Annotated in this window: 21 protein-coding genes; 10 read left to right on the top strand and 11 right to left on the bottom strand. The window is 73.5% G+C overall.

All coding sequences use genetic code 11. The features are described from left to right. Window positions 1-205: 205 nt before the first annotated feature. The 3 genes from FKD65_RS13905 (at window position 206) to FKD65_RS13895 (ending at window position 5,499) form a co-directional block, all read left to right on the top strand. On the top strand, window positions 206-3,235 hold the full coding sequence (locus tag FKD65_RS13905; protein WP_141577904.1) for an AMP-binding protein: 3,030 nt from the start codon (window positions 206-208) through the stop codon (window positions 3,233-3,235). A 99-nt stretch (window positions 3,236-3,334) separates the two neighbouring features. After that, a complete protein-coding gene (locus FKD65_RS13900) occupies window positions 3,335-4,687 on the top strand; it encodes a cytochrome P450 (protein ID WP_141577903.1) in 1,353 nt (450 codons plus the stop codon). A gap of 2 nt (window positions 4,688-4,689) precedes the next feature. Next, window positions 4,690-5,499 carry an SDR family oxidoreductase gene (locus FKD65_RS13895; RefSeq protein WP_141577902.1) on the top strand — a complete coding sequence of 270 codons (810 nt, stop codon included), beginning with the start codon at window positions 4,690-4,692 and terminating at the stop codon, window positions 5,497-5,499. Here FKD65_RS13895 and FKD65_RS13890 read toward each other — a convergent pair. Beyond that, window positions 5,496-6,356, bottom strand: coding sequence for an oxygenase MpaB family protein (locus FKD65_RS13890; RefSeq protein WP_141577901.1), 861 nt, complete (start codon window positions 6,354-6,356; stop codon window positions 5,496-5,498). The two genes, FKD65_RS13895 and FKD65_RS13890, sit on opposite strands and share 4 nt — an antisense overlap. A 103-nt stretch (window positions 6,357-6,459) precedes the next feature. Here FKD65_RS13890 and FKD65_RS13885 point away from each other — a divergent pair, with 103 nt between their 5' ends. Together FKD65_RS13885 and FKD65_RS13880 are read left to right on the top strand one after the other, a co-directional pair. After that, a complete protein-coding gene (locus FKD65_RS13885; RefSeq protein WP_141577900.1) occupies window positions 6,460-7,092 on the top strand; it encodes a TetR/AcrR family transcriptional regulator in 633 nt (210 codons plus the stop codon). 70 nt (window positions 7,093-7,162) lie between these two features. Then, window positions 7,163-8,641 carry a carboxylesterase/lipase family protein gene (locus tag FKD65_RS13880; protein ID WP_141577899.1) on the top strand — a complete coding sequence of 493 codons (1,479 nt, stop codon included), beginning with the start codon at window positions 7,163-7,165 and terminating at the stop codon, window positions 8,639-8,641. Here FKD65_RS13880 and lhgO read toward each other — a convergent pair. From lhgO to hisN, 3 genes are all read right to left on the bottom strand, one after another. Next, the gene (gene lhgO, locus FKD65_RS13875) at window positions 8,638-9,828 is read right to left on the bottom strand and encodes an L-2-hydroxyglutarate oxidase (protein WP_141577898.1); all 1,191 of its coding nucleotides are present in this window, start codon (window positions 9,826-9,828) and stop codon (window positions 8,638-8,640) included. The genes FKD65_RS13880 and lhgO overlap by 4 nt on opposite strands. A gap of 43 nt (window positions 9,829-9,871) precedes the next feature. Next, window positions 9,872-10,063 carry a hypothetical protein gene (locus tag FKD65_RS13870; protein WP_141577897.1) on the bottom strand — a complete coding sequence of 64 codons (192 nt, stop codon included), beginning with the start codon at window positions 10,061-10,063 and terminating at the stop codon, window positions 9,872-9,874. 151 nt (window positions 10,064-10,214) lie between these two features. Continuing rightward, entirely contained in the window at window positions 10,215-11,018 is an 804-nt protein-coding gene (hisN, locus tag FKD65_RS13865; protein ID WP_141577896.1) for a histidinol-phosphatase, read from the bottom strand. A gap of 134 nt (window positions 11,019-11,152) precedes the next feature. Between hisN and FKD65_RS13860 the strand changes: the two genes are divergently transcribed. Then, window positions 11,153-12,001 (top strand): hypothetical protein, encoded by an 849-nt coding sequence (locus FKD65_RS13860; protein ID WP_141577895.1) that lies wholly within the window; start codon window positions 11,153-11,155, stop codon window positions 11,999-12,001. Here the strand turns inward: FKD65_RS13860 and FKD65_RS13855 are convergent. From FKD65_RS13855 to FKD65_RS44895, 6 genes are all read right to left on the bottom strand, one after another. Then, window positions 11,998-13,491, bottom strand: a complete 1,494-nt coding sequence (locus tag FKD65_RS13855) for an FAD-binding oxidoreductase (RefSeq protein ID WP_141577894.1) — start codon at window positions 13,489-13,491, stop codon at window positions 11,998-12,000. The genes FKD65_RS13860 and FKD65_RS13855 overlap by 4 nt on opposite strands. A 237-nt stretch (window positions 13,492-13,728) precedes the next feature. Then, window positions 13,729-14,736, bottom strand: coding sequence for a ribosome small subunit-dependent GTPase A (gene rsgA / locus FKD65_RS13850; protein WP_141586813.1), 1,008 nt, complete (start codon window positions 14,734-14,736; stop codon window positions 13,729-13,731). Window positions 14,737-14,753: 17 nt separating this feature from the next. Beyond that, window positions 14,754-16,025, bottom strand: coding sequence for a 3-phosphoshikimate 1-carboxyvinyltransferase (aroA, locus tag FKD65_RS13845; RefSeq protein WP_141577893.1), 1,272 nt, complete (start codon window positions 16,023-16,025; stop codon window positions 14,754-14,756). 71 nt (window positions 16,026-16,096) lie between these two features. Continuing rightward, on the bottom strand, window positions 16,097-16,822 hold the full coding sequence (locus FKD65_RS13840) for an anti-sigma factor (RefSeq protein ID WP_141577892.1): 726 nt from the start codon (window positions 16,820-16,822) through the stop codon (window positions 16,097-16,099). Continuing rightward, entirely contained in the window at window positions 16,819-17,412 is a 594-nt protein-coding gene (locus FKD65_RS13835; RefSeq protein WP_141577891.1) for a sigma-70 family RNA polymerase sigma factor, read from the bottom strand. Before FKD65_RS13835 ends, FKD65_RS13840 begins: the two co-directional genes overlap by 4 nt. 108 nt (window positions 17,413-17,520) lie before the next feature. Beyond that, window positions 17,521-18,570 (bottom strand): DoxX family membrane protein, encoded by a 1,050-nt coding sequence (locus tag FKD65_RS44895; RefSeq protein WP_205718656.1) that lies wholly within the window; start codon window positions 18,568-18,570, stop codon window positions 17,521-17,523. Between the two features lie 52 nt (window positions 18,571-18,622). Here FKD65_RS44895 and FKD65_RS13825 point away from each other — a divergent pair, with 52 nt between their 5' ends. Beyond that, on the top strand, window positions 18,623-19,417 hold the full coding sequence (locus tag FKD65_RS13825) for an SOS response-associated peptidase (protein ID WP_168221032.1): 795 nt from the start codon (window positions 18,623-18,625) through the stop codon (window positions 19,415-19,417). A gap of 81 nt (window positions 19,418-19,498) precedes the next feature. Here the strand turns inward: FKD65_RS13825 and FKD65_RS13820 are convergent, their stop codons facing one another. Next, entirely contained in the window at window positions 19,499-20,323 is an 825-nt protein-coding gene (locus FKD65_RS13820) for a methyltransferase domain-containing protein (protein WP_368367245.1), read from the bottom strand. A gap of 362 nt (window positions 20,324-20,685) precedes the next feature. Here FKD65_RS13820 and FKD65_RS13815 point away from each other — a divergent pair, with 362 nt between their 5' ends. Genes FKD65_RS13815 through FKD65_RS13805 form a run of 3 tightly spaced genes read left to right on the top strand, consistent with a single transcriptional unit; the run spans window position 20,686 to window position 22,530 of the window. Further along, the gene (locus FKD65_RS13815) at window positions 20,686-21,291 is read left to right on the top strand and encodes a sigma-70 family RNA polymerase sigma factor (RefSeq protein ID WP_141577890.1); all 606 of its coding nucleotides are present in this window, start codon (window positions 20,686-20,688) and stop codon (window positions 21,289-21,291) included. Further along, window positions 21,288-21,584, top strand: a complete 297-nt coding sequence (rsrA, locus tag FKD65_RS13810; protein ID WP_141577889.1) for a mycothiol system anti-sigma-R factor — start codon at window positions 21,288-21,290, stop codon at window positions 21,582-21,584. The genes FKD65_RS13815 and rsrA overlap by 4 nt, the downstream gene beginning before the upstream one ends. A 19-nt stretch (window positions 21,585-21,603) precedes the next feature. Then, a complete protein-coding gene (locus FKD65_RS13805; protein WP_141577888.1) occupies window positions 21,604-22,530 on the top strand; it encodes an NAD-dependent epimerase/dehydratase family protein in 927 nt (308 codons plus the stop codon). The last annotated feature ends 338 nt before the right edge of the window (window positions 22,531-22,868 follow it).

The raw sequence follows: 22,868 nt of genomic DNA, 5'->3' as shown, positions 1-22,868 counted from the left end.
CTACGGCCCCGGGCGTAGCGGCGAAGCCTCCTCCCATACGACGACGCTGAGCACGGCCCTCTCTCACGATGGTGTCTCCCTTCACCCGTGAGAGAGGACCCCCATGTACGTACGTCCTGGCGCTGGCGCGGCGCGCCTTCGCCACGTGATTGCTAAAGCCGGTGATAACAGGACAACATGGCGTTGACGCTCTGAAAGGTCGACGATGCCGGCTGTTGCCAAGACGCTCCTGAAGTTGGGCTCCCGCCTGGGGTCAACCGCCCAGAATGCCCTAGAAGTCGCCCGTTTCGGAGGTTTCGATACCGACGAGGACGCCTCGCCGTGCGAGGTGGTGACCGAGCAGCGCGTCTACCGGCTGCGGCGCTACTTCCCGGACGCGGGCGGCGGGCCCGTCGTGCTGCTCGTCCCGCCGCTGATGATCACCGCGGAGGTCTACGACATCTCCTCGCGGGTCAGCGCCGTCCGGGTGCTGCGCGACCTCGGCGTCGACCCGTGGGTGGTGGACTTCGGGGCGCCCGAGCGCGAGCCCGGCGGGCTTGAGCGGACGGTCAGCGACCACGTCCTCGCGGTCAGCGACGCGGTCGACCGGATCCGCGACATGACCGGCCGGAACGTCCACCTCGCCGGGTACTCGCAGGGCGGCATGTTCGTCTACCAGGCCGCCGCGTACCGGCGCAGCGAGGGCATCGAGTCCGTGGTGACGTTCGGGAGCCCGGCCGACACCAGCGTCGGGCTCCCCTTCGGGCTGCCGAGCTGGCTCGCGTCCGAAGGGGTCGAGCGGATACCGGACGCCCTGCTCGGCGGGTTCGCGGTGCCGGGCTGGGTCACGCGCCTCGGGTTCCAGCTGCTCAGCCCCGTGAAGTCGGTGCGCTCGCGGGTCGACTTCATCATGCAGCTGCACGACCGGGAGCGGCTCGCGCCCCGGGAGCGGCAGCGCCGCTTCCTGGAGCGGGAGGGCTGGGTCTCGTGGCCCGGCCCCGCGCTGGCGGAGTTCATCCGCCAGTTCATCCAGCACAACCGCATGCTGACCGGCGGGTTCCTCATCGGGGACCGGCTCGTCACGCTCGCCGACATCACCTGCCCCGTCCTGACGTTCGTCGGGGAGGTGGACGAGATCGCGGCGCCGCCGATGGTGCGCGGGATCCGGCGGGCCGCGCCCCGCGCCCAGGTGTACGAGGCGTCCCTGCGCGCCGGGCACTTCGGGCTCGTCGTCGGCAGCCTCGCGATCGCCCGGACGTGGCCGGCCGTCGCCGGGTGGGCGCGGTGGCGGGAGGGCGAGCAGGAGCTGCCGGAGATCGTCGCACCCGTCGCCGGGGACGAGGAGGCCGCGTCCGCCGGGCTGCCGGGAGGCCCCGCCGGGTACGGGCTCCAGCTCGCCGTGGACATCGGGGCGAGCGCCGCGCGGTCGGCGTACCGGACCGCGTCGCGGGCCGTGCACGGGACGCGGCAGATCGGCGGGGAGGCCGCGCAGAACCTGCCGCGGCTGGCGCGGATGGAGCGCATCCAGTCCGACACCCGCATGTCCATGGGGCTCCTGCTGGACGAGCAGGCCCGCCGGATGCCGGACGAGGTCTTCTTCCTGTACCAGGGGCGCGGGCACACCCACGACGCCGCCAAGCGCCGCGTCGACGCCGTGGTCCGCGGCCTGGTCCACATCGGGGTGCGGCGCGGCGACGCCGTCGGGGTGCTGATGGGCACCCGGCCGACCGCGCTCGCGCTCGTCGCCGCGCTCAACCGGCTCGGCGCCGTCGCGGTGCTGCTGCGGCCGGACGGCGACCCGGCCGCCGAGGCGCGGCTCGGCCAGGTGACGCGGGTCATCGCCGACCCCGAGCACGCCGCGGCCGCCGCGAAGCTGGAGGACGTCTCCGGCTTCCTGCTGGGCGGCGCGGGCCGCGGCGAACGCGGTCCGCTGATGGACATGGAGGACATCGACCCCGACCAGGTCGAGCTCCCCGGCTGGTACCGGCCCAACCCGGGCCGCGCCGGCGACCTCGCGTTCGTGGTCTTCCGCGGCGACGGCGAGCAGCTGCGCGCCAGCCGCATCACCAACCGGCGGTGGGCCCTGTCGGCGTTCGGGACGGCGTCCTCGGCCTCCCTGTCCTCGTCCGACACGGTCTACAGCCTGACCCCGCTCCAGCATCCGTCCGGGCTGCTGATGAGCCTCGGAGGCGCCGTCGCGGGCGGGGCTCGCCTGGCGCTGGCCGGCGCCCACATGTACTCCGGGGGGCGTGGGGGGTCGGCCCCCCACAAGGAGTACGACCCGGAGACGTTCTGGGACGAGGCGCGCCGCTACGGCGTGACCGTCGCCTCCTACACCTGGACGCTGCTGCGCGACCTCGTGAACGCGCCGCCGAACCCGGCCGAGCGGCACCACGCCGTCCGGCTGTTCATCGGGTCGGGCATGCCCCGCAACCTGTGGCGGCGGGTGGAGGAGCGGTTCGCGCCCGCCCGGGTCCTGGAGTTCTACGCCTCGACCGAGGGCGAGTCGGTGCTGGTCAACCTCAGCGGCAAGAAGCCGGGGTCGCTCGGCCGGCCGCTGCCGGGCGGCGCCGAGGTGCGCCTGGCCCGCTACGACCTGGAGAGCGGCCGCCTGGCCGAGGGGCCGGACGGGTTCGCGATCGAGTGCGGGCCCGGCGAGATCGGCATGCTCCTCGCCCGGGTGCGGCTGTCGGCGATCGGGTCGGCGGCCCGCCCCGTGCGGGGCGTGTTCCGCCCCGAGGACGCCTGGACGATCACCGGGGACCTGTTCCGGCGGGACGCGGACGGCGACTTCTGGCTCGTCGGCCGGGAGACCGAGCTGATACGCACGGCCGACGGGATCGTCCCGCCCGGCCCGATCCGGGACGCGCTCGGCGACCTGCCCTACGTCGACGCCGTGGCCGTCTACGGGATCCCGGTGGGGGAGGCGGAGCTGGCCGCGGCGGCCGTGAGCCTGCGGACCGCGCCGGCGGTCGCGCGGGGAGGCTCCGCGGAGAACGCGGTCAAGCCGGTGGACCTGTCGGAGGCGCTGCTGCGGGTGGAGCCGGGGCTGCGTCCCGCGATCGTGCGGATCGTGGACCAGGTGCCCGTCACGGCGGGCCACCGGCTGTGGACGGCGCCGCTGCGCGACGAGGGCCTCCCCGCGGCGGGCGACGGGCGCGCCTTCTACCGGGACAAGGCGGGCGCGTACCGGCCGCTGACGGACGCGGCGCGGCGGCGGCTGCTCAAGGCGGCGCCCGCCCGCGAGGCCCGCTGACGCCCAAGTCACCGCGGATAAGTCTGGACTTACAGGCGGCCGTTGCGTTAGAACAAAGCGACAGATTTCGCTTATTTGTTGCATGTGTCCGGAGAGGTCATGACGAGCGTTCTCGCGCCGCCGCCGCAGGGCAGCGGGCTGAAACCGGTGCCCGGCGTGCCCGGCGTCCCCTATGTCGGCAACACGCTCGCGGTGATGCGCGACCCGATCGGGATGGCCCGAAAGCGGTACGCCGAGTACGGGCCGGTCTCCTGGGGATGGCTGCTCGGCCAGCGGATGGTCACCGTCCACGGCCCCGAGGCCGCCGAGGTCGTCCTCGTCAACCGGGACAAGGCGTTCGCGAACGGGCCCGCCTGGAGCTACTTCATCGGCCCGTTCTTCAATCGCGGCATCATGCTCCTGGACTTCGAGGAGCACCTGCACCACCGCCGCATCATGCAGCAGGCGTTCACCCGCCCCCGGCTGCACTCCTACATGGACGCCATGGCGCCCGGGATCATCAAGGGCGTCGAGTCGTGGGAGCCGGGGCAGGGCTTCAAGTTCTACGACCACATCAAGAAGCTCACGCTCGACCTCGCGGTGGACGTCTTCATGGGCGTCGAACTGGACGACGCCGAGCGCGCGCGGGTCAACGGCGCGTTCATCGACGCCGTCCGGGCGGGGACGGCCTACGTCCGCTTCCCGGTCCCCGGGCTGCGCTGGCAGAAGGGCCTCCAGGCCCGCAAGGTGCTGGAGGAGTTCTTCTACCGGCACCTGCCCGCCAAGCGGGAGGGCGGCGGGAGCGACCTTTTCGCCGCGCTCTGCCAGGCCGAGACCGACGAAGGCGAGCGGTTCAGCGACGCGGACGTGGTCAACCACATGATCTTCGCGCTGATGGCGGCGCACGACACCACCACCATCACGATGACGACCATGGCCTACTACCTGGCCAAGTACCCCGAGTGGCAGGAGCGGCTCCGCGAGCAGTCGCTGGGCCTCGGCAAGCCCCAGCCAGGCTTCGACGACCTGGACGACTTCACCGGCATCGACATGGTGATGAAGGAGTCGATGCGGCTGGTCACGCCCGTCCCCGCGCTGCCGCGCAAGGTCGTCAAGGACACCTCGATCCTCGGCTTCCACATCCCCGAGGGGACGACCGTCGTGGTGCCGATGCTCAGCAACCACCACATGGCCGACTGGTGGAGCGACCCCGACCGGTTCGACCCCGAGCGGTTCTCCCCGGAGCGCCGCGAGGACAAGGTCCACAAGTACGCGTGGGCGCCGTTCGGAGGCGGCGCGCACAAGTGCATCGGGCTGCACTTCGCCGGGATGCAGGTCAAGACGATCCTGCACCAGGTGCTCCAGCGGTACCGCTGGAGCGTTCCCGCCCGCTACGAATGGCCCCTGGACACCACGTCCCTCCCCTCGCCCAAGGACGGCCTGCCCGTCCGCCTCGACCCACTGGAGCAGTGAACATGAGCAAGGTCGTCGCCATCACCGGCGCCGCGCGGGGGATCGGTCTCGCCACCGCCCGCGCCCTGAAGGCCAAGGGCGCCACCGTCGTCATCGGCGACATCGACGAGACCGCCGTCAAGGAGGCCGCCGAGTCGCTCGGCGTCACCGGCCTCGTCGTCGACGTCACCTCCCGCGAGTCGTTCACCGCGTTCCTCGACCGGGCCGAGGAGGCCGCCGGGCCGCTCGACGTCGTCGTCAACAACGCGGGGATCATGCCGATCGGGCCGGTGACCGACGAGAGCGACGCCGACGCCCGCCGCTGCATCGACATCAACGTGCACGGCGTGATGCTCGGCACCAAGCTCGCCCTAGGCCGGATGCTGCCGCGCGGCGAGGGACACGTCATCAACATCGCCTCGCTCGCCGGCGTCATGTTCACCCCCGGCCTCGCGCTCTACAACGCCAGCAAGGCCGCCGTCGTCGGGTTCACCGAGGCCACCCGCCTGGAGGTGCAGGACCGCGGCGTGCACGTCAGCGCCGTCCTGCCCACCTTCACCAACACCGAGCTGACGGCCGGGACGCGCAGCCCGAAGGGGCAGAAGAACTGCGAGCCCGAGGACATCGCCGCCGCCGTCGTCGAGCTGATCGGCAAGCCGCGCCCGCAGGTCGCCGTGCCGAAGAAGCTCGGCACGCAGGTCCGGCTCGGCGCGCTGCTGCCCGAGCGGGTCCGGCAGGCGACCTCCCGGCGCCTCGGCCTGGACAAGATCTTCCTGGAGTACGACCCCGACGCCCGCAAGGGCTACGACGCGCGCATCCGCTCGGGGTCCTAGGCCGCGCGGGCCCGCCGCGCCCCGCGGAGGGCGCGGCGGGCCTGCGGCAGGTAGCGGACGGCCTCGGGCAGCAGCGGCCACACCCGCCCCGCCGCGCGGACCGCCGCCGCGAACCGCCGGTGGCGGCGCTCGTCGGCGGCGCTCCACGGCAGGTCGAGCAGCTCGCGCATCCGGGGGTGCAGGCCGCCGACCGTGATGAACCGGGCGACCGCGTTCAGCGGCGGCGACACCGCGCGCCACACCGGCGCCGGCACCTTCGGCGGCGCGGGCAGCCCCTTCTTCACGTAGCCGACGCCGTACCGGGCCGTCCTGTGCGGGACGATCTCCTCGTCCAGCATCCGCTTCCAGTAGGCCTGGAACGCCTCCCAGTCCTCCGGCACGGCCCGGTCGCTGACCCCGTACATCCGGAACCAGGTCTTGGACTCCTCGTAGATCCGGCGCTTCTCGTCCTCGCCAAGGGGCCGGATGAAGGTCTCGACGCCGTAGAGCATGGTGTCGAGGAAGGTGGCGTGCGCCCAGTAGTAGGTCTCGGGATCGAGGGCGTGGTAGCGGGAGCCGTCCGGCATCGTGCCCTTGATCCCGCGGTGGTAGTCGCGGACCTCGCGGCCCGTCTCGGCCGACCGCTCGCCGCCGTACACGGTGTCCAGGATGGGGCCGGCGGACCGCTTCAGCCGCGCGAACGTCTCGGAGAAGAACACCGAGTGGTCGAGGACGCCCTGGCCGAGCGCGGGGAGCATGTTCTGGAGCACCGCGGCCCGGGGGCCGACGAGGAGCATCCGGGTGTCGCCGAAGTAGCGCCAGGTCAGCGAGCCGGGCCCGAGGGGGGCCGGGGCCTGCGCGTCGGCCTCGTCCGTCATGTGCACCGCCGGGGGTCGGAACAGAAGTACAGAACGACGATTATTGTAACTGTGTCGCACCCGGCGACCGGGAGCCGGGTGCCCGGCGGTTAGGGTTTCGGTCATGACCACGGACGCGAGCATCGGGGAGGGGCTGCGGGCGCGGCTGGCGGCTCCGGAGACCGGGGCCGACGACCTCGACACCCGCATCCTGGACGCCGCGCTCGCGGAGTTCGAGACCTACGGGCTGCGCCGCGTCAGCGTCGAGGACGTCGCCAAGCGGGCCGGGGTCGCGCGCACCACCATCTACCGGCGCTTCACCAACAAGGAGCAGCTGCTCCAGGCCGTGATCCTGCGCGAGTGCCGCCGTTTCCTCACCGCGATAGCCGAGGCCACCGAGGACCTCGACTCCCCGGAGGACGCCGTCGTCGAGGGCTTCGTGGTCGGCCTGCGCAGCGCCCGCACGCACCCGCTGATGACACGCGTCCTGCAGAGCGAGCCCGAGGCGTTCCTGCCCCAGCTCAGCATGAACGGCGGCGCGGTGATGCTCGCCGCCCGCGACATCCTCGCCGACCGCCTGCGCCGCGCCCGCCCCGGCGACGCCGAGGACCACGACACCGTGGCCGAGGTGCTCCTGAGACTCGCGGTCTCTCTGCTCCTTATACCCGGCGGCGGCCTGGCACTCGGCGACGAAGACGCCATCCGCAAGTTCGCCCGCGACTACCTGACCCGCATGCTGCACCCGGGCAGGGGCTGAGCGTTCCCCGAGGCGGCCTCCTCCCGTACGCTCTGGCTGTCGAATCGTGTTCTAGAACCGGAGGCGCGGGATGGCGGTCGTTCAGACGTCCTACGGGAAGGTCCGAGGCAGGGTGCGGGACGGTGTCACCGCCTTTCTCGGGATCCCCTACGCGGCGCCGCCTTTCGGGGCCCACCGGTTCAAGGAGCCCCGCCCTCCGGAGCCCTGGGACGGTGTCCGCGACGCCTTCGAGTTCGGGCCGACCGCGCCCAAGCCCGGTTACCCGCGGGTGTTCGCCTCGCTCCTGCCCGACCCCGACATCCCGGGCGACGACTGCCTCAACCTGAACGTGTGGACCCCCCGCGTCCCGGACGCCTCGCCGGACGGTGAGGGCCTGCCGGTGATGGTGTGGATCCACGGCGGGGCGTTCCGGAACGGGTCGGGCGCCGTGCCCCTCTACAGCGGCCACACCTTCGCCCGGGACGGCGTCGTCTGCGTGACGATCAACTACCGGCTCGGCGTCGAGGGGTTCGCGAACCTGCCCGGCGCGCCCCTCAACCGGGGGCTCCTCGACCAGATCGCCGCGCTGGAGTGGGTCCGCGACAACATCGCGGCGTTCGGCGGCGATCCCGGGCGGGTCACCGTGTTCGGCGAGTCGGCCGGCGCGATGAGCGTCACCACCCTGCTCTCCCTCGACCTCGGCCTCTTCCACCGCGCCGTCGCCCAGAGCGGGGCGGGCAGCATCGCCCAGGACCCGGACGACGCCCTGCTGGTCACCAAGGAGATCGCCGCCCGGCTCGGTGCGGCGCCCACGGCCGAGGCGTTCGCCGCGCTCGACCCGGCCGCGATCATTCCCGTCCAGAACGCCGTCGCCGCCGAGGTCGCGGCGCTGCCCGACCCCGGCCGCTGGGGCGCCACCACCGCCGCGGGCGGCATGGCGCTGACGCCCGTCCTGGACGGCGAGCTGATCGCCCGGCGCCCCGAGGACGCGATCGCCGCCGGGGCCGGGCGGGACGTGGACCTGCTCATCGGCTACACCACCGAGGAGTTCCGGCTCTTCCTGATGCCGACCGGGATCGCCGACGCCCTCACGGACGAGCTGGTCGGCGCCGTCACCGCGGGCATGGGCGTCCCGGCGGACCTGCCCGCCGCCTACCGGGCCCACCACCCGGACATGGCGCCCGGCGAGCTGATGGCGGCGATCATCACCGACAGCCTGTTCCGCATCCCCGTCCACCGCACCGCCGCCGGGCACGCCGCGTCCGGCGGGCGCACCTGGATGTACGAGTTCGCGTGGCGCTCGCCGAACCAGGACCTCGGCGCCTGCCACGCCCTGGAGCTCGGCTTCGTGTTCGACAACCTCGTCGCGGAGGGGGAGGGGCTCACCGGGCCGAACCCGCCGCAGGGCCTCGCCGACCGGATGCACCGCGCCTGGACCCGCTTCGCCGTCGACGGCGACCCAGGCTGGGAGCGCTTCGACCCGGCGGCCCGCGCGGTGATGGTCTTCGACGACCCCGCCGACGAGATCGTCCGCGACCCCCACAGCCTCGACCGCAAACTCTGGGACTAGAGCACCCTGTCTGCGACGTACTCGGCTATGGCCAGTGAGGACGTGGCCGCCGGGGACGGGGCGTTGCGGATGGTCGTGACCGGGCCCAGCCGGCCGATGCGGAAGTCGTCCACGAGGGAGCCGTCGGGGTCCACCGCCTGCGCGCGGACCCCGGCGGGCGCCGGGACGACGTCCGCCGCCGCCAGCTCGGGGACGAAGCCGCGCGCCTCGGCGACGAACGCCCGCCTGACCGCCGACCCGTACAGCTCCCGCGCGCCCGTCCGCCAGTGGCGCCGGGCGAGGCGGCGGAAGCCGGGCCAGCGGACCGTCTCCCACAGATCCGCCGGACGGAGGTCCCGCCACCGGTAGCCCTCCCTGGCGAGGGCCAGGACGGCGTTCGGGCCGATGTCCACGCCGCCGTCGACGCGCCGGGTGAAGTGCACGCCGAGGAACGGGTAGCGCGGGTCGGGCACGGGGTAGATGAGGCCGCGGACGAGATCGGTCCGGGATGGGACGAGCCGGTAGTACTCCCCGCGGAACGGGATGATCGCCGGGGCCGGGGTGTCGCCCGCCAGGCGCGCCACCCGGTCGGACTGGAGGCCCGCGCAGACCACGAGCCGGTCGAAGGCCAGCTCCTCGTGCGGGGAGGCGACGGTGACGCGCTCGCCCGCCCTGCCGATGCGCACGACCTCGAAGCCGAGCCTGACCTCGCCGCCGCCCCGCGCCACGTCCGCGGCGAAGGCGCGGGCCACCGCGGGGAAGTCGACGATCGCCGTGGTGGGGGAGTGCAGGGCCGCCGCGCCCGCCGCGTGCGGCTCGACCTCGGCCAGCTCACCGCCGGCCAGCCGCCGCAGCCCGGGGACGCCGTTGGCCCTCGCCCGCCGCTCGATCTCCTCCAGCGCGGCCAGTTCCGAGGCGTCGCGCGCCACGACGAGCTTGCCGCACTCCTCGTAGGGCAGGCCCCGGTCCGCGCAGTACTCCTTGAGCAGGCCGATGCCGCGCCTGCACAGGGTCGCCTTCAGCGACCCCGGCGCGTAGTAGAGGCCCGCGTGGGCGACGCCGCTGTTGTGGCCCGTCTGGTGGGCCGCGACGCGGTCCTCCTTGTCCAGGACCGTCACCTTCAGCCCTGGACGCTCCCGCACCAGCCGGCGCGCGATCGCCAGCCCGAGAATGCCCGCGCCGACGACGCCGACCCGTGTCTCCGCCACACCCGCACCCTAACGGGGGCGGGCTCCGGCGCCTCCCGGCCCGTCAGCTCCCGAGGCGCTTGCGCCCCTGCGCCCGCACCCGCTTGCGCTGGGACGGGTCGAGCATCATGTACCCGACGAGCGGCGCGCCGAGGACGCCGAGGATGATCAGCGCGCTCAGCCACCACGGGAAGACGAACAGGGTCAGGAAGCCGACGACGACGCCGCCGATCACTAGCTTGGTCTGGGTCGACATCTGGTACCTCCGTTGACGGGCCGCCCTCATAGGTATGAACGGCCGTCCGGCGACCGCTGTTCCACGATATGTCGCGAGTCCGCCGGAACGCCATGGCCGGACGGCCCCGTCAGCCCCGGGGCGGTCAGATACGGAGGGTCGGATACGGGGGTCAGATGCGGAGGGAGAGCTGGCCGCCGCCCAGGGTGCGCAGGACCTCGGCGTGCAGCTTGCCGTTCGTGCAGACGACGCTGCCGCCGTCGGGGCCCGGCACGCCGGACAGGTCGGTGAACATGCCGCCGGCCTCCTCCACGATGACCTGGAGGGCGGCGAGGTCCCACAGCGAGACCTCGGGCTCGGTGGAGATGTCGACCGCGCCCTCGGCGACCATCATGTGCGACCAGAAGTCGCCGAACGCCCGCGTCCGCCACACCGAGCGGGTCAGCTCCAGGAACCGGGGGAGCCTGTCCTGCTCCTCCCAGCCGCTGAGGCTGGAGAACGACAGCGACGCGTCGGACAGCTCGCCCACCGACGAGACGCTCATGCGGGTCGCGCGGGTGAGGCTGCGGCCCGTCCAGGCGCCGCCGCCGCGGGCCGCCCACCAGCGGCGGTTCAGCGCGGGCGCCGACACCACCCCGACGACGACCTCGTCGTTCTCCATCAGCGCGATCAGCGTCGCCCACACCGGGACGCCCCGTACGAAGTTCTTCGTCGCGTCGATCGGGTCGATGATCCAGCAGCGGTTGCCGTACCCGGTCCTGCCGTACTCCTCGCCGATCACCGCGTCGCGCGGGCGGGCCCGCTTCAGCGTGCCGCGGATCTGCTCCTCCACGCTGCGGTCGGCGTCGCTGACCGGCGTCAGGTCCGGCTTGGTCTCGATGTCGAGATCGAGGGCGCGGAAACGCCTGGTCGTGATGTCGTCGGCCCCGTCCGCCAGCACGTGCGCGAGACGCAGGTCATCGGAATAGCCCGCCACGGCGTGCAACGCTACCCTGATCAACGCCTCTCCAGACACATCCACCCGGGCCGTTCCGGCATTTCGGGCGGCCAGGTGCGGCACACCGGGCGCGATGGCCCGCATGGCCCGGCGGGGACTGGCAGCATGGGGGCATGGCGCACGATCTTCCCCCGTGGGTGGCCGAGCTGACCGACCCGCGCAGGGCCGAGACGCTCGACGGGCTCGCCGACCGCCTCGTCCCCCTGGCCGAGCACGCCATCGACGTGTCCCGTCGGTTGCAGGCGCAGCTCAACGAGCTCAACGACCCGTTCAAGCGCGAGGCGCTCTACGGGCGGGTCGAACGCCTCAAGGCCCGCGTGGGCGAGGCCCTGGAGGAGATCACCGCGGAGATCGCCGCCTCCGGGGAGGAGCGCATCGAGCGGGTCTGGGCCGACTGGACCGGCCGCGCGGGCTCCGGCGGCGACGGCGCCCGGGAGCTCGAGATGCGGCGCCGGCTCGACCGCGACGTCGTCCCGGCGCTGTCCCGGCAGCAGCGGGACGTCGCCGAGCGGGTCGCCGCGCGCTCCTCCGAGGCCCTGGAGGAGGCGACGCAGCTGCTGCTCACGCGGGTCGAGGAGCTCGCCAGGGCGGTCACCGACCTGATCCACGAGGTGCTTCCGCTGGCCCGCGAGGGCCTGGAGCTCGCCGGCCGGATCTCGGCCCTGTCGGGCCAGGCGCGCAAGGCGGGGCGCGGTCCGATCCCCGGCGAGCTGAAGGACGCCGGGGCCGAGACGTCCCGGGCGTTCGACGAGGCCGTGGCGCGTCTCGAGCTGGAGTGGTCGGCTCTCGGCGCCCGGTCCGCGACCGTCCGGGCGGCGCTGCGGGGCGCGGAGGAGAGCGCGTTCAGCCAGGTGACCGAGGAGATGACCCGGTGCGTCGAGGAGCTCGCGCCCCGGCACGTCCAGGCGCTGAACGAGGCCGAGGCCAAGGCGCGCAGCCTCTTCGAGGAGACGCGCGGCTAGACGGCCTGCGGGAAGCGGAACAGCCGCCCCGGGTCGTGGGCGGCCTTCACCTTCCTGAGCCGGTCGAGGTTGGGGCCGTAGTAGGCGTGCGCCCAGTCCTTGAGGCCGGCGTCGACGTAGTTCACGTAGGCGGCGCCGCCCAGGTAGGGCTCCATGGCGCCGTGCGTGGCGGACAGCCAGTCCGCGTCGGGCGCGAGGTACTGGACGCAGAACAGCCCCTTCCGGTGCGGGAAGGCGGTGTCGCCCGGCCCCGTCCGCGCGATAGCGCCGCCCATCGCGTCCATGAGTACCGACCGGTTCCGGACGTCGTTGCCCTTGTCGAACCGGTCCAGCAGGGCACTGATCGCATCATCCGGAAGCGGCTTGTAGGCGATGTGGGACTTCCCCGCGTACTCGGTGCGGGGGAAGGCGCCGCCGGGGCGCTGCCCGGGAAGGTCGCCCTCCCCGTGGCACTGCTCGACCGTCTGCCCTGAGCAGCCGCCCATGAACTTCATCGCGTCCATGTAGGAGCGGCTCTGGGCGGTGGAGGAGACGGGGTCCACCCCGACCGCGGCCGTCAGCCGCTCCATGTGGCCGTCCGCGCCGGCGAGCGCGAGGCCCGCCACCTCGACGGCCGGGGTGCCGTCGTCGGGGCCGGTGTCGAGGTGCAGGCTCGTCCAGACCTTGCCGGGCGCCGCCGGTGCCCAGCGCTGCCAGCCGCGGAGCACGTCGGCGGCCTTCCGCCAGGGCCAGCGCATGCTGAACGGCGTCACGTCGCCGACCTCGTGCGTTCGGAACGTGAACGACACCGCCACGCCGAAGTTGCCGCCGCCCCCGCCTCGGCAGGCCCAGTAGAGGTCGGGATTCTGCCGCGCGTCGCAGGTGAGGACCCGCCCGTCCGCCGTGACGAGCCGGACTGCCTCCAGGACGTCGCATGACAGGCCGTACGCGCGGGACGTCACACCCAGCCCGCCGCCCAGCGTCAGCCCGGCCACGCCGACCGTGGGGCAGGTCCCGGACGGGACGCTCACGCCCTTCCCGGCGAGCTCGTCGTAGAGGTCGATCAGCCGTGTCCCGGCCCCCACGTCCGCGCGGTCGCCGTCGCGCTTGACGGCGTCCATGGGGGAGACGTCGATGACGAGGCCCGTGCCCGTCGACCAGCCCGCGTAGCTGTGCCCGCCGCATCGCACCGCGACCGGCATCCGTTTCACCGTGGCGAACGCCAAGCACTCCGAGACGTCCTGCGGGGTCTCGCAGTAGGCGATGCCCGCCGGGCGCACGCGGTCGTAACGCGGGATGTAGAGGCGCCTCGCCTCCTTGTAGGAGCCGTCGGACGGGCGGACGAGCCTGCCGTCCAAGCCGCGTTCCAGGGCGTTCCAGTCGGCGGGCCCGGTCGGCTGGGGCGCCGGGGGCGGTGCCGGACGCCTCGGCGGGGACGGCCGCTCCTCGGAGCACCCGGCGATGCCGAGTCCGCCGAGGGCCGCCGCCTTGAGCATCGCGCGCCGCTCCATGCCCCCATTGTGGCGCTTCACCCCACCCCCGCGGGCCGGGATCCGCAGCGCAGCGTGCGAGAGGGCCTGCCTCAAATTGGCCTCGGCCACGCACGCGAACGCGTGACCTGCCCGGTGGAGCGAAGCCGAAGGCGAGCGGAACCGGGCAGATCGCGAAGCGATGCCGCGTTCGCCCAGGCACGGTCACGCAGCGAGCCGCCAGGCGAGCGAAGTGGGCCGGGACTGTGTGAACACAGCCTACTCGGGCTCGCCCTCGCGGGCCGCGAGGAGGCGGCGCAGGGAGTCGAGGCGGGTCCGGCTGGCGTGGCCCTCCTCGACCCAGGAGTCGAGGCCGCAGTCCTCCTGGAGGTGGTCGCAGCGGGGCGGGCAGCGCTCCGCGGCGCCCTCGGCGAGGTCCTCGAACGCGCCGAGGACGTTCGCCGGGTCGACGTGCGCGAGGCCGAAGCTGCGCACGCCCGGGGTGTCGATGATCCAGCCGTCGCCGCCGGGCAGCTCCAGCGCGATCGCCGAGGAGGAGGTGTGGCGGCCCCGGCCGGTGACGGCGTTGACGTGGCTCACCGCGCGTTCGGCGTCCGGGACCAGCGCGTTCACCAGCGTCGACTTGCCGACGCCCGAGTGGCCGACGAGGACGCTGGTGCTGCCGGACAGGTACGCGCGCAGCTCGCCGATGTCGGCGCCGCGCTCGGTCACCACGTAGGGGACGCCGAGCGGCGCGTACTCGGCGACCAGGCCGTCCGGGGAGGCGAGGTCGGCCTTGGTGAGGCAGAGCAGGGGCGCCATGCCGGCGTCGTAGGCGGCGACGAGCTGCCGGTCGATCATGCGGGGGCGCGGCTCGGGGTCGGCCAGCGCCGTCACGATGACGAGGCGGTCGGCGTTCGCGACGATGATCCGCTCGAACGGGTCGGTGTCGTCGGCGGTGCGGCGCAGCGAGGAGGTGCGCGGCTCGACCCGCACGATCCGGGCCAGGGTGTCCGGCGCGCCGGACACGTCCCCGACCAGTGCCACGCGGTCGCCCACGACGACGCCCTTGCGGCCGAGCTCGCGGGCCCGCATCGCGATGACGGCGCGCTCGTCGCCGGTGCCGGGGTCGGCCAGGACCCGGTACCGGCCGCGGTCGACCGCGGTCACGAAACCGGCCGAGGCGTCCTCGTGCGCGGGGCGGCGGCGGGTGCGCGGGCGCGACCCGCGGCGCCCGGGCCGCACCCGGACGTCGTCCTCGTCGTAGTCGCTCGTTCGTCGTGCCAGTGGTCCGGTCCCTGCTGTCAGGCGGGCGCCAGCATCGACGCCCACTGCCGGGTGAAGTTCGGAAGAGTCTTGCCCACGGTGTCTGGATTCTCCACTTCTATGCCGGGAACGGCCAGCCCGAGGAGCGCCGCCGCCATCACCATCCGGTGGTCGTCGTAGGTGCGGAAGACGCCGCCGCGCAGCGGGCGCGGACGGATCTCCAGCCCGTCGGGCAGCTCCCGGACGTCGCCGCCCAGCCCGTTGATCTCGGTGACCAGGGCGGCGAGCCGGTCGGTCTCGTGGCCGCGCAGGTGCGCGACGCCCGTCAGCCGGGACGGCGAGCCCGCCAGCGCCGCGAGGGCCGCGAGCACGGGCGTCAGCTCCCCGACCTCGTGCAGGTCGGCCTCCAGGCCGCCGAACCCGTCCCCGCCGCGCACGGTCAGGCCGTCGGGCCCGCGGGCCACCTCGGCGCCCATCGCGGCGAGCAGCCCGCGCAGCGCGTCGCCCGGCTGGGTCGTGTCGGCCGGCCAGTCGGGCACCGTGACCCGGCCCCCGGTGACCAGCGCCGCGCCGAGGAACTGCGCCGCGTTGGACAGGTCGGGCTCGATCGCCCACTCGCCGCCGCGCAGCGGGCCGGGCGCGACGCGCCACACGTCGGGCCCCGTCTCCACCTCGGCGCCCGCCTGCCGCAGCATCCGGACGGTCATCGCCAGGTGCGGCGCGGACGGCACCGGCGGCCCCTCGTGCCTGACCTCCACGCCCTTGTCGAACCTCGGCGCGGCCAGCAGCAGCCCCGACACCAGCTGGGACGACGCCGAGGCGTCGATCACCACCTGGCCGCCGGGCACCGAGCCCGAGCCGCGGACGGTGAACGGGAGCGCGCCGCGGCCCCCGTCGTCGACCTCGGCGCCGAGGGCGCGCAGCGCGGTGATGATCGGGCCCATCGGCCGCTCGCGGGCGCGCGGGTCGCCGTCGACCGACACCTCGCCCGACGCCAGCGCGGCCACCGGCGGCAGGAACCGCATCACCGTCCCGGCCAGCCCCACGTCGACGCGCGCCGGGCCCTCCAGGCGACGCGGCAGCACCTGCCAGTCGTCGCCGTCCTCCCCGATGCCGGCGCCCAGCGCGCGCAGGGCGCCCGCCATGAGCTCGGTGTCGCGGCTGTGCAGGGGGCGGGTGATGCGCGCGGGCTCCTCCGCGAGCGCGGCCAGGATCAGCGCCCGGTTGGTCATCGACTTCGAGCCGGGCAGCGGCACGGTGGCGTCGACCGGGGCATGGGCGACCGGGGCGGACCAGTGCGGAGAGGACATGCCCCAAGGTTATCGGGACGGTGACGGCGGGCGCGGGGGATCGAGGCGGGCTTGACGATCAGGGCGCGCGGTCAGAGGGGGATCTTCAGCAGCGTCCCGCCGTCGTCCAGCCTGACCTCGAAGTGGTCGATCTGCTGGCGGGCGAGCCCGGTGCCGCCCTGCATCACGAGGGGCTTCGGCTGGCCCGGAACGCCGTAGCCCTTGTCGGGGACGCTCCACCCCGCGACGACGCTGCGCTCGCCGTCCCTGGACACCGCCTCCAGGTGGCACTTCAACGGGCCCCGGATGCCGCTCAGCTCCAGGCCGACCTGGGTGCCCCAGCCCTTGTCGACCAGCCCGACGGTGCCGGACGCGCCGTTGCCTGCGTTGGCCGCGTGGAACTTCTCGCCGGTGATGGCCTGCGTCACGGGCGGCTTGGGAGCGGGGCCCTCCTCGTTCACGGCGGCGCCGATGCCGATGCCCGCGGCGAGCGCCGCGGCCGCGGCGGCCGAGCCGGCGACGTAGGCGCCGCGCCGGAACCGCCGGTCGTCGCGCCGCCGGCGCCGCATCATGTCGATCACCGGTGCCGGGGGCACGGACGGATCGCCGCCGCGGTCCGCCCAGCCGGGCTCGGGGACGGGCCCGGCCGCGGCGGGCGAGAGCCCGGAAAGGGCGCCGGCCGCCCCGGACAGCTCCCTCAGCTCGACCTGGCACGAACCGCATCCGCGCAGGTGGGCCTCGAACGCCCGCCGATCGCCCTCTTCGAGAAGGCCCAGCGCGTAAGCGCCGACATCGGTGTGCTCGACCTGGGAACTCATGACGTCACCCCCCTCTCCTCCAAGGAGATCCGCAAGGCGCGCAGCGCGTAGTACACGCGGGACTTGACCGTCCCCACCGGGATCCCGAGGTGCTCGGCGGCCTGGTTCACCGTCCGGTCGCGCAGCACCGTCTCCGTCAGCGCCTGCCGGTGCGCGGGAGAGAGCGACTCCAGCGCCTCGGTCACCACGACCTTGCGCAGCAGCGCGTCCATCTCGTCCGCCATCGGGAGGTTCTCCAGGGGGCCGTCGCCGACTTCCGGCGGCCGGACCTCGCGCATCCGCCGGTTGTCGATCACGATACGCCGGGAGACCGTGGCCAGCCACGGCATCAGCGAGGACGTCCGGTCGTCGAGCCGGTCCGCGCTGCGCCATGCCCGGATCATGGTCTCCTGCACCACGTCCTCGGCCCACGGGCGGTCGCCGCCCGTCAGCCGCAGGACGAACGCGAGGAGGGGCCGATGGTACTCGCGGTACAGCTCGGCCACCATCTGCTCGTCGGCCGCGTCCTGCGCGGCGCGCGCCGCGCCCGGGCGGCGGAGCAGGCTCCGCAACCCGCCGCTCTGGCGGCCGGTCGATCCGGGAACTGCCATGGCCGGGGCGTCTCCGTCGTGATGGAAGGGCGGTCATCTGGCAGTACGGAACCGCCCCGGGCCATGGTTCAACGTATTTGAGCCTCTTTTAAGGTTCTCTTCGGGAAGTCAGCGCTTGACCGCGTGGAGGGCCTTGCCCGCGTGCGCGGCGGTCTCCGCCTTGACGGTCCGCCCGGCCTTGGCGGCCTTCGCCGCCTGCGCCGCGGTCCCGGCCTTGATGGTCCGGCCCGCCCGCGCGGCCTTGCTCGGCTTCGGCCGCCGCCCGAACCTGAGCGCGCCGCCCGCCGCCTTGGCGGCCTTCACGGCACCGCCCGCCTTGGCGCCCGTCTTCGCGGTCTTGAGCGTGCCGCCGGCCTTGCCCGCCTTGACCGCGGCACCCGCGCCCGCGGTCTTGAGCGCGCCGCCCGCCTTGCTTGCCGTGACCGCGGCGCCCGCCCCGGCCGTCTTGAGCACGTCGCCGGCCTTGACGCCCGCCTTGCCCCCGGCCTTGCCGCCCGCCTTGGCGGACTTGAGCACGCCGCTCGCCTTGCCGAGCCGGAACGCGCCGCCCGAACGCGCGCCCTTGCCCCTCCGCGAGGCCTTGGCGGCCTGCTTGGCGGCCTTGCGCCCGCCCTCGGCGCGGGCCACGCGCACCTGCTTGGCCGCCTCCCGGCGCGCCTCGCGCAGGGTCGCGGCGGCCTCGCGGCGCATCGCCTTGGTCTCCGCGCCGCTCCGGATCTTCGTCTCGCGCGCGATGCGGCGCAGCTCGGCCGTGCGGGGCGCGCGGCGCGGCTCGGTCGCCACCATCAGCAGCGCGCCGAACATGCCGGCGTTCTTCAGCAGGTGGGAGCGCTCGTTGGCGCGGCGCTCGGGGTCGTCCTCGGTCCAGTAGCGGTGCTCGGTCGCCAGCGCGGGGACGAGCTGGGCCGCGAGCAGCAGCGTGGTGAGCCGCCGGAACTTCCCCGTCAGCAGCAGCGCGCCGGTGCCGACGCTGAGGGCTCCCTGCATGCGGACGAGGGTCTCGGGGTCCTTCGGCAGCCAGTCGATCCGGTCGGCGACCGGCTTGACGGCCGGGCCCACCCGCTCGGCGCGCTCGCGCGGATTCCGGAGGGCCTCCATGCCGGTCATGATGTACGGCGCCGCCACGAACGGGCGGGCCATGGTCGTGAAGGGTCGCATGACCCGCTACATGCCCAGCGCGTCGCGCCTCAAGCGCGGCAGGATGGTACCCATGTGCGGACGCTACGCCACCACCCGCGCGCGGCAGGAGCTACTGGACGAGTTCCAGGTGCAGCTCGACGCCGTCGACGGGGACATCCAGCCCGACTACAACGTCGCCCCCACGAAACAGGTCCCTGTCGTGCTCGACAGGCGGCCGAAGGACGAGCCCGACGAGGCGCCCGCGGTGCGCCAGCTGCGGACCGTGCGGTGGGGGCTCGTGCCGTCCTGGGCGAAGGACCTGTCCATCGGTTCCCGCATGATCAACGCGCGGGTCGAGACGGTGCACGAGAAGCCGTCCTACCGCCGGGCCTTCGCCAGGCGCCGCTGCCTGCTGCCCGCCGACGGCTACTTCGAGTGGTACACGCTCCAGGACCAGGACGGCTCGGCCGACCCGGCCGAAGGCGAGAAGAAGGCCAAGAAGAAGCCGCAGAAGCAGCCGTACTTCATCCGCCCCAAGGACGGCGCCGTCATGGCGATGGCCGGTCTGTACGAGTTGTGGAAGTCGCCCGAGGACGAGTGGGTCTGGACCTGCACCGTCATCACCACGAACGCGCCGGACGACCTGGGCCGGATCCACGACCGGATGCCGATGATCGTCGAGCCGGACCGGTGGGACGCCTGGCTCGACCCGGAGCTCACCGACCCCGAGCGGGTGCGCGGCCTCCTCGTTCCCGCCATGGCCGGGACAATGGACGCCTATCCGGTGTCGAAGGCCGTCAACAACGTGCGGAACAACGGCCCGGAACTCATAGAGGCGGCCAATTCCGGGGATGCCTCGGGAAACCATTCCGAGGGGCTCTTCTGACGCGAGGGCCTTCATCCGGGGAGCGCGGCAATCGCCCGCCCCGCGAGAACGGCCGCTCGGCCACGCGCGACGCGCGCCGGATCACCGCCGCCGGGCACTCGCCAGAAGGTGGATGCCGAGCGACTCGTCGGTCTGGCGCGCGCCCAGTTCCGTGCGGACGAGGCGCTCCAGCGCCCGGGGCGACTCGCCGAGGACGTGCTCGACCGTCGACGGCGACAGCACCGTCCGAGGCCTGATCCACTCGACCTCCAGCCCGGCGTCGGCCAGCAGCTCGCGGAGCTGGTGCGAGGAGAACGAGCGGGTGATCGTCCCGTCCGGCCAGGGCACGAGGACGACCTCGGCGCTTGGGACGTCCGACAGGTGCGCCCAGTAGTTGCGCTCGGCCAGCAGCGCCATGCCGAGCGTGAGGGAGTCGACGCAGAGCAGGACCCGGCCGCCGGGGCGCAGCACCCGGGCGATCTCGGCGATCGTGGCCTCGGTGGCGAGGTGCCGGGACAGCACCCGGTTCTCGGCGATCACGGCGTCCACGCAGGCGTCGGCGAGGTAGGAGAGCGTGCCCGAGTCGGCGACCAGCGGGACCGTGCGCGCGGCGGGGTGCCCGGTGCCGGCGCCGGGCCGGGCCGGCGCCGTGCCGCCCGGCGCCGGGCGGCGGTGGCGCTCGGGGTCGCGCACCTCCAGCACCGTGTGGCCCGCCGCGGCCGCCCGGGCCGCGCTGTGTCCCTGGCCTCCCGAGATGTCCAGCACCCGGGACGGCCTGCGCGGCAGCCACCGGGTGAGCTGTGCGTCCGCCACCGCCCCGTAGAACGTCCAGTAGCGCGCGAGGGAGTCCCCTGACCCGTCACCGGAGGTGTCCCGCAGGCTGGCGATGGTGGGCTCGGAAGGTCGCGCCGAAGGCACCGAGTGCACCAATTGCTCCTGTTCTAGCCGTGTATGTCACATCTTTCCCCGCCCGGGCCCGGTCATCACCCTGAGTGAGGGACGGGGCCCGGCGACCCGGATCCGGCGCACCGCCCCCGGCGGGGAATCGGCGGGGGCGTTCCGGTGTTGCACCCTCTCACAGAGCCCTGGAAATGGGAGGTGCGAGCCGGATGACCACAGCCGTCGCCGAAGAGCAGCGGAGAGCCGGCACGGCGGCGCCCCGCGGCGACGCGAGGGCCCCCGCCCGCGTCGGCAGGCCGCGCGGACCGATATCGTCTGGAGGGTCGATATCGTCTGAGAGGTACGGCGCCGCCCGGCCGGTCGAGGCCACGGGCGCCAGAGCCGAGGGGGTGGGTCAGGTACCGGGCACCGCGGAGACCGTGGAGCAGCGCCAGGAGCGCTTCCAGCGCGACGTGCTCCCGTTCTTGGACCAGATGTATTCGGCCGCGCTGCGCATGACGCGCAACCCGGCCGACGCCGAGGACCTCGTCCAGGAGACGTTCGCCAAGGCTTTCGCGTCCTTCCACCAGTTCAAGGAGGGGACGAACCTCAAGGCCTGGCTCTACCGCATCCTGACCAACACGTTCATCAACTCCTACCGCAAGCGCCAGCGGCAGCCGCAGCAGGCCGCCACCGACGACATCGAGGACTGGCAGATCGCGCGTGCCGAGTCGCACACCTCGAGCGGTCTGAAGTCGGCCGAGGCCGAGGCGCTTGAGCACCTGCCCGACTCCGACGTGAAGCGGGCGCTGCAGGAACTGCCGGAGGAGTTCCGCATCGCCGTCTACCTCGCCGACGTCGAGGGCTTCGCCTACAAGGAGATCGCCGAGATCATGGGCACGCCCATCGGCACGGTGATGTCCCGGTTGCACCGCGGCCGGCGCCAGCTGCGCGGCATGCTTGAGGACTACGCCGACGAGCGCGGTCTCACCCGCGCGAGCAGGGGGTCGACATGAGCTGCGGCAACCACCACGAGACGCCCTGCGACGAGGTTCTCGCCCGCGTCTACACCTACCTCGACGGCGAGCTCGACCAGGGCGGCTGCGGCGAGGTGCGCCAGCACCTCGACGAGTGCGGGCCGTGCCTGCGCGAGTACGGCCTCGAGGAGGCCGTCAAGAAGCTCGTGAACAAGTCGTGCGGGTGCGAGCAGGCCCCGACCGACCTGCGCGCCAAGGTGCTCGGCCGCATCGAGGAGATCTGCGGCGAGATCCAGGCGACGGGGGACGCCGGCAAGACCGAGAGCGTCTGAGCACCGGTATCTTGCGGGTGTGCGCACCCTCGTCACCGGCGCGGCCGGATTCATCGGATCCCATCTCGTCGACAGGCTCCTCGCCGACGGCCACGAGGTCGTCGGCGTGGACGACATGTCGTCGGGCGCGAACATCCGGCGCGGCGTCGAGATGTGGGAGATGGACGTCGCCGACCCGGCCCTCGCCGAGCGGGCGGCGGGCCATCGCCCAGAGGTGTTCTTCCACCTTGCCGCGCAGGTCAGCGTCCGGGTCAGCGTGGGCGACCCGCTGGGCGACGCCCGAGTCAACGCGCTCGGGACTGCCAACGTGCTGGAGGCCGCGCGCGCCGCGGGCGCGCGCAAGGTCGTGTTCACCTCCAGTTGCGCCGTCTACGGGGTGCCGGACGCGCTGCCCGTCCCGCCGGACGCCGAGCTGCGGCCCGCGTCCCCCTACGCGGCCTCGAAGGTCGCGGGCGAGGTGTACGCCGGGATGTACCGGCGGCTGCACGGGATCGACTTCACGACGCTGACGCTGGCGAACGTCTACGGGCCCCGGCAGACGCCGGAGGGCGAGGCGGGCGTCGTCTCGATCTTCACTGACGCGCTGCTGGCGGGCCGCCCGACCAAGGTCTTCGGCGACGGCACCCAGACCCGCGACTACGTCTACGTGGGGGACGTGGTGGACGCCTTCGCCCGTGCCGGCGGGACGGATGGCGGCGGGCTGCGCCTCAACGTGGGCACCGGCGAGCAGACGACCGACCGCGACCTGCACTCCCTCGTGGCGGAGGCGGCGGGCGCGCCCGACGAGCCGGATTTCGCGCCGCCCCGGCTGGGCGACCTGCCCGCCATGGCCGTCGACCCGGCGCGCACGCGCGAGGCGCTCGGCTGGGAGCCGGCGACGGGGCTGCGCGAAGGGCTGGCGGAGACGGTCGCCTGGGCGCGGGACCGTAACCCCGTGCGCCCCTGACCGCCCGCACGCCCAATCCCCGGGCGATTGCTTTCTCGACTTCGCCGTTTTATGTCGTGCATTCGCCGATGCACGTGCATTCAGATTGTGCACCGGCCTTGTGCGGCGTTGATTGCAATTTCAATCAGGAAAATGATCACCTAAGGTGACGATTGGTTCACGCTTTGCTCACGTTTTCCTGCACGCCTGTGTGACCTGGGCGGTTCGCGTTAGGCTTAGGCCGAAATCAGCGACTGAGCGCGTGCGGTCCGAGGAATTCGGGGTACGTGCTCGCCCGGGAGACGACCTGGACCGCTCCGGTCCCGGTGGCCGGCCGCGAGGCCGGCGGCCCGGTTCGG

This window comes from Actinomadura sp. WMMA1423 (assembly GCF_006547145.1).
Taxonomy (GTDB): Bacteria; Actinomycetota; Actinomycetes; order Streptosporangiales; family Streptosporangiaceae; genus Spirillospora.
Note: the sequence above shows the minus strand (reverse complement) of the source record. Positions and strands in the feature narration are given on the sequence as shown.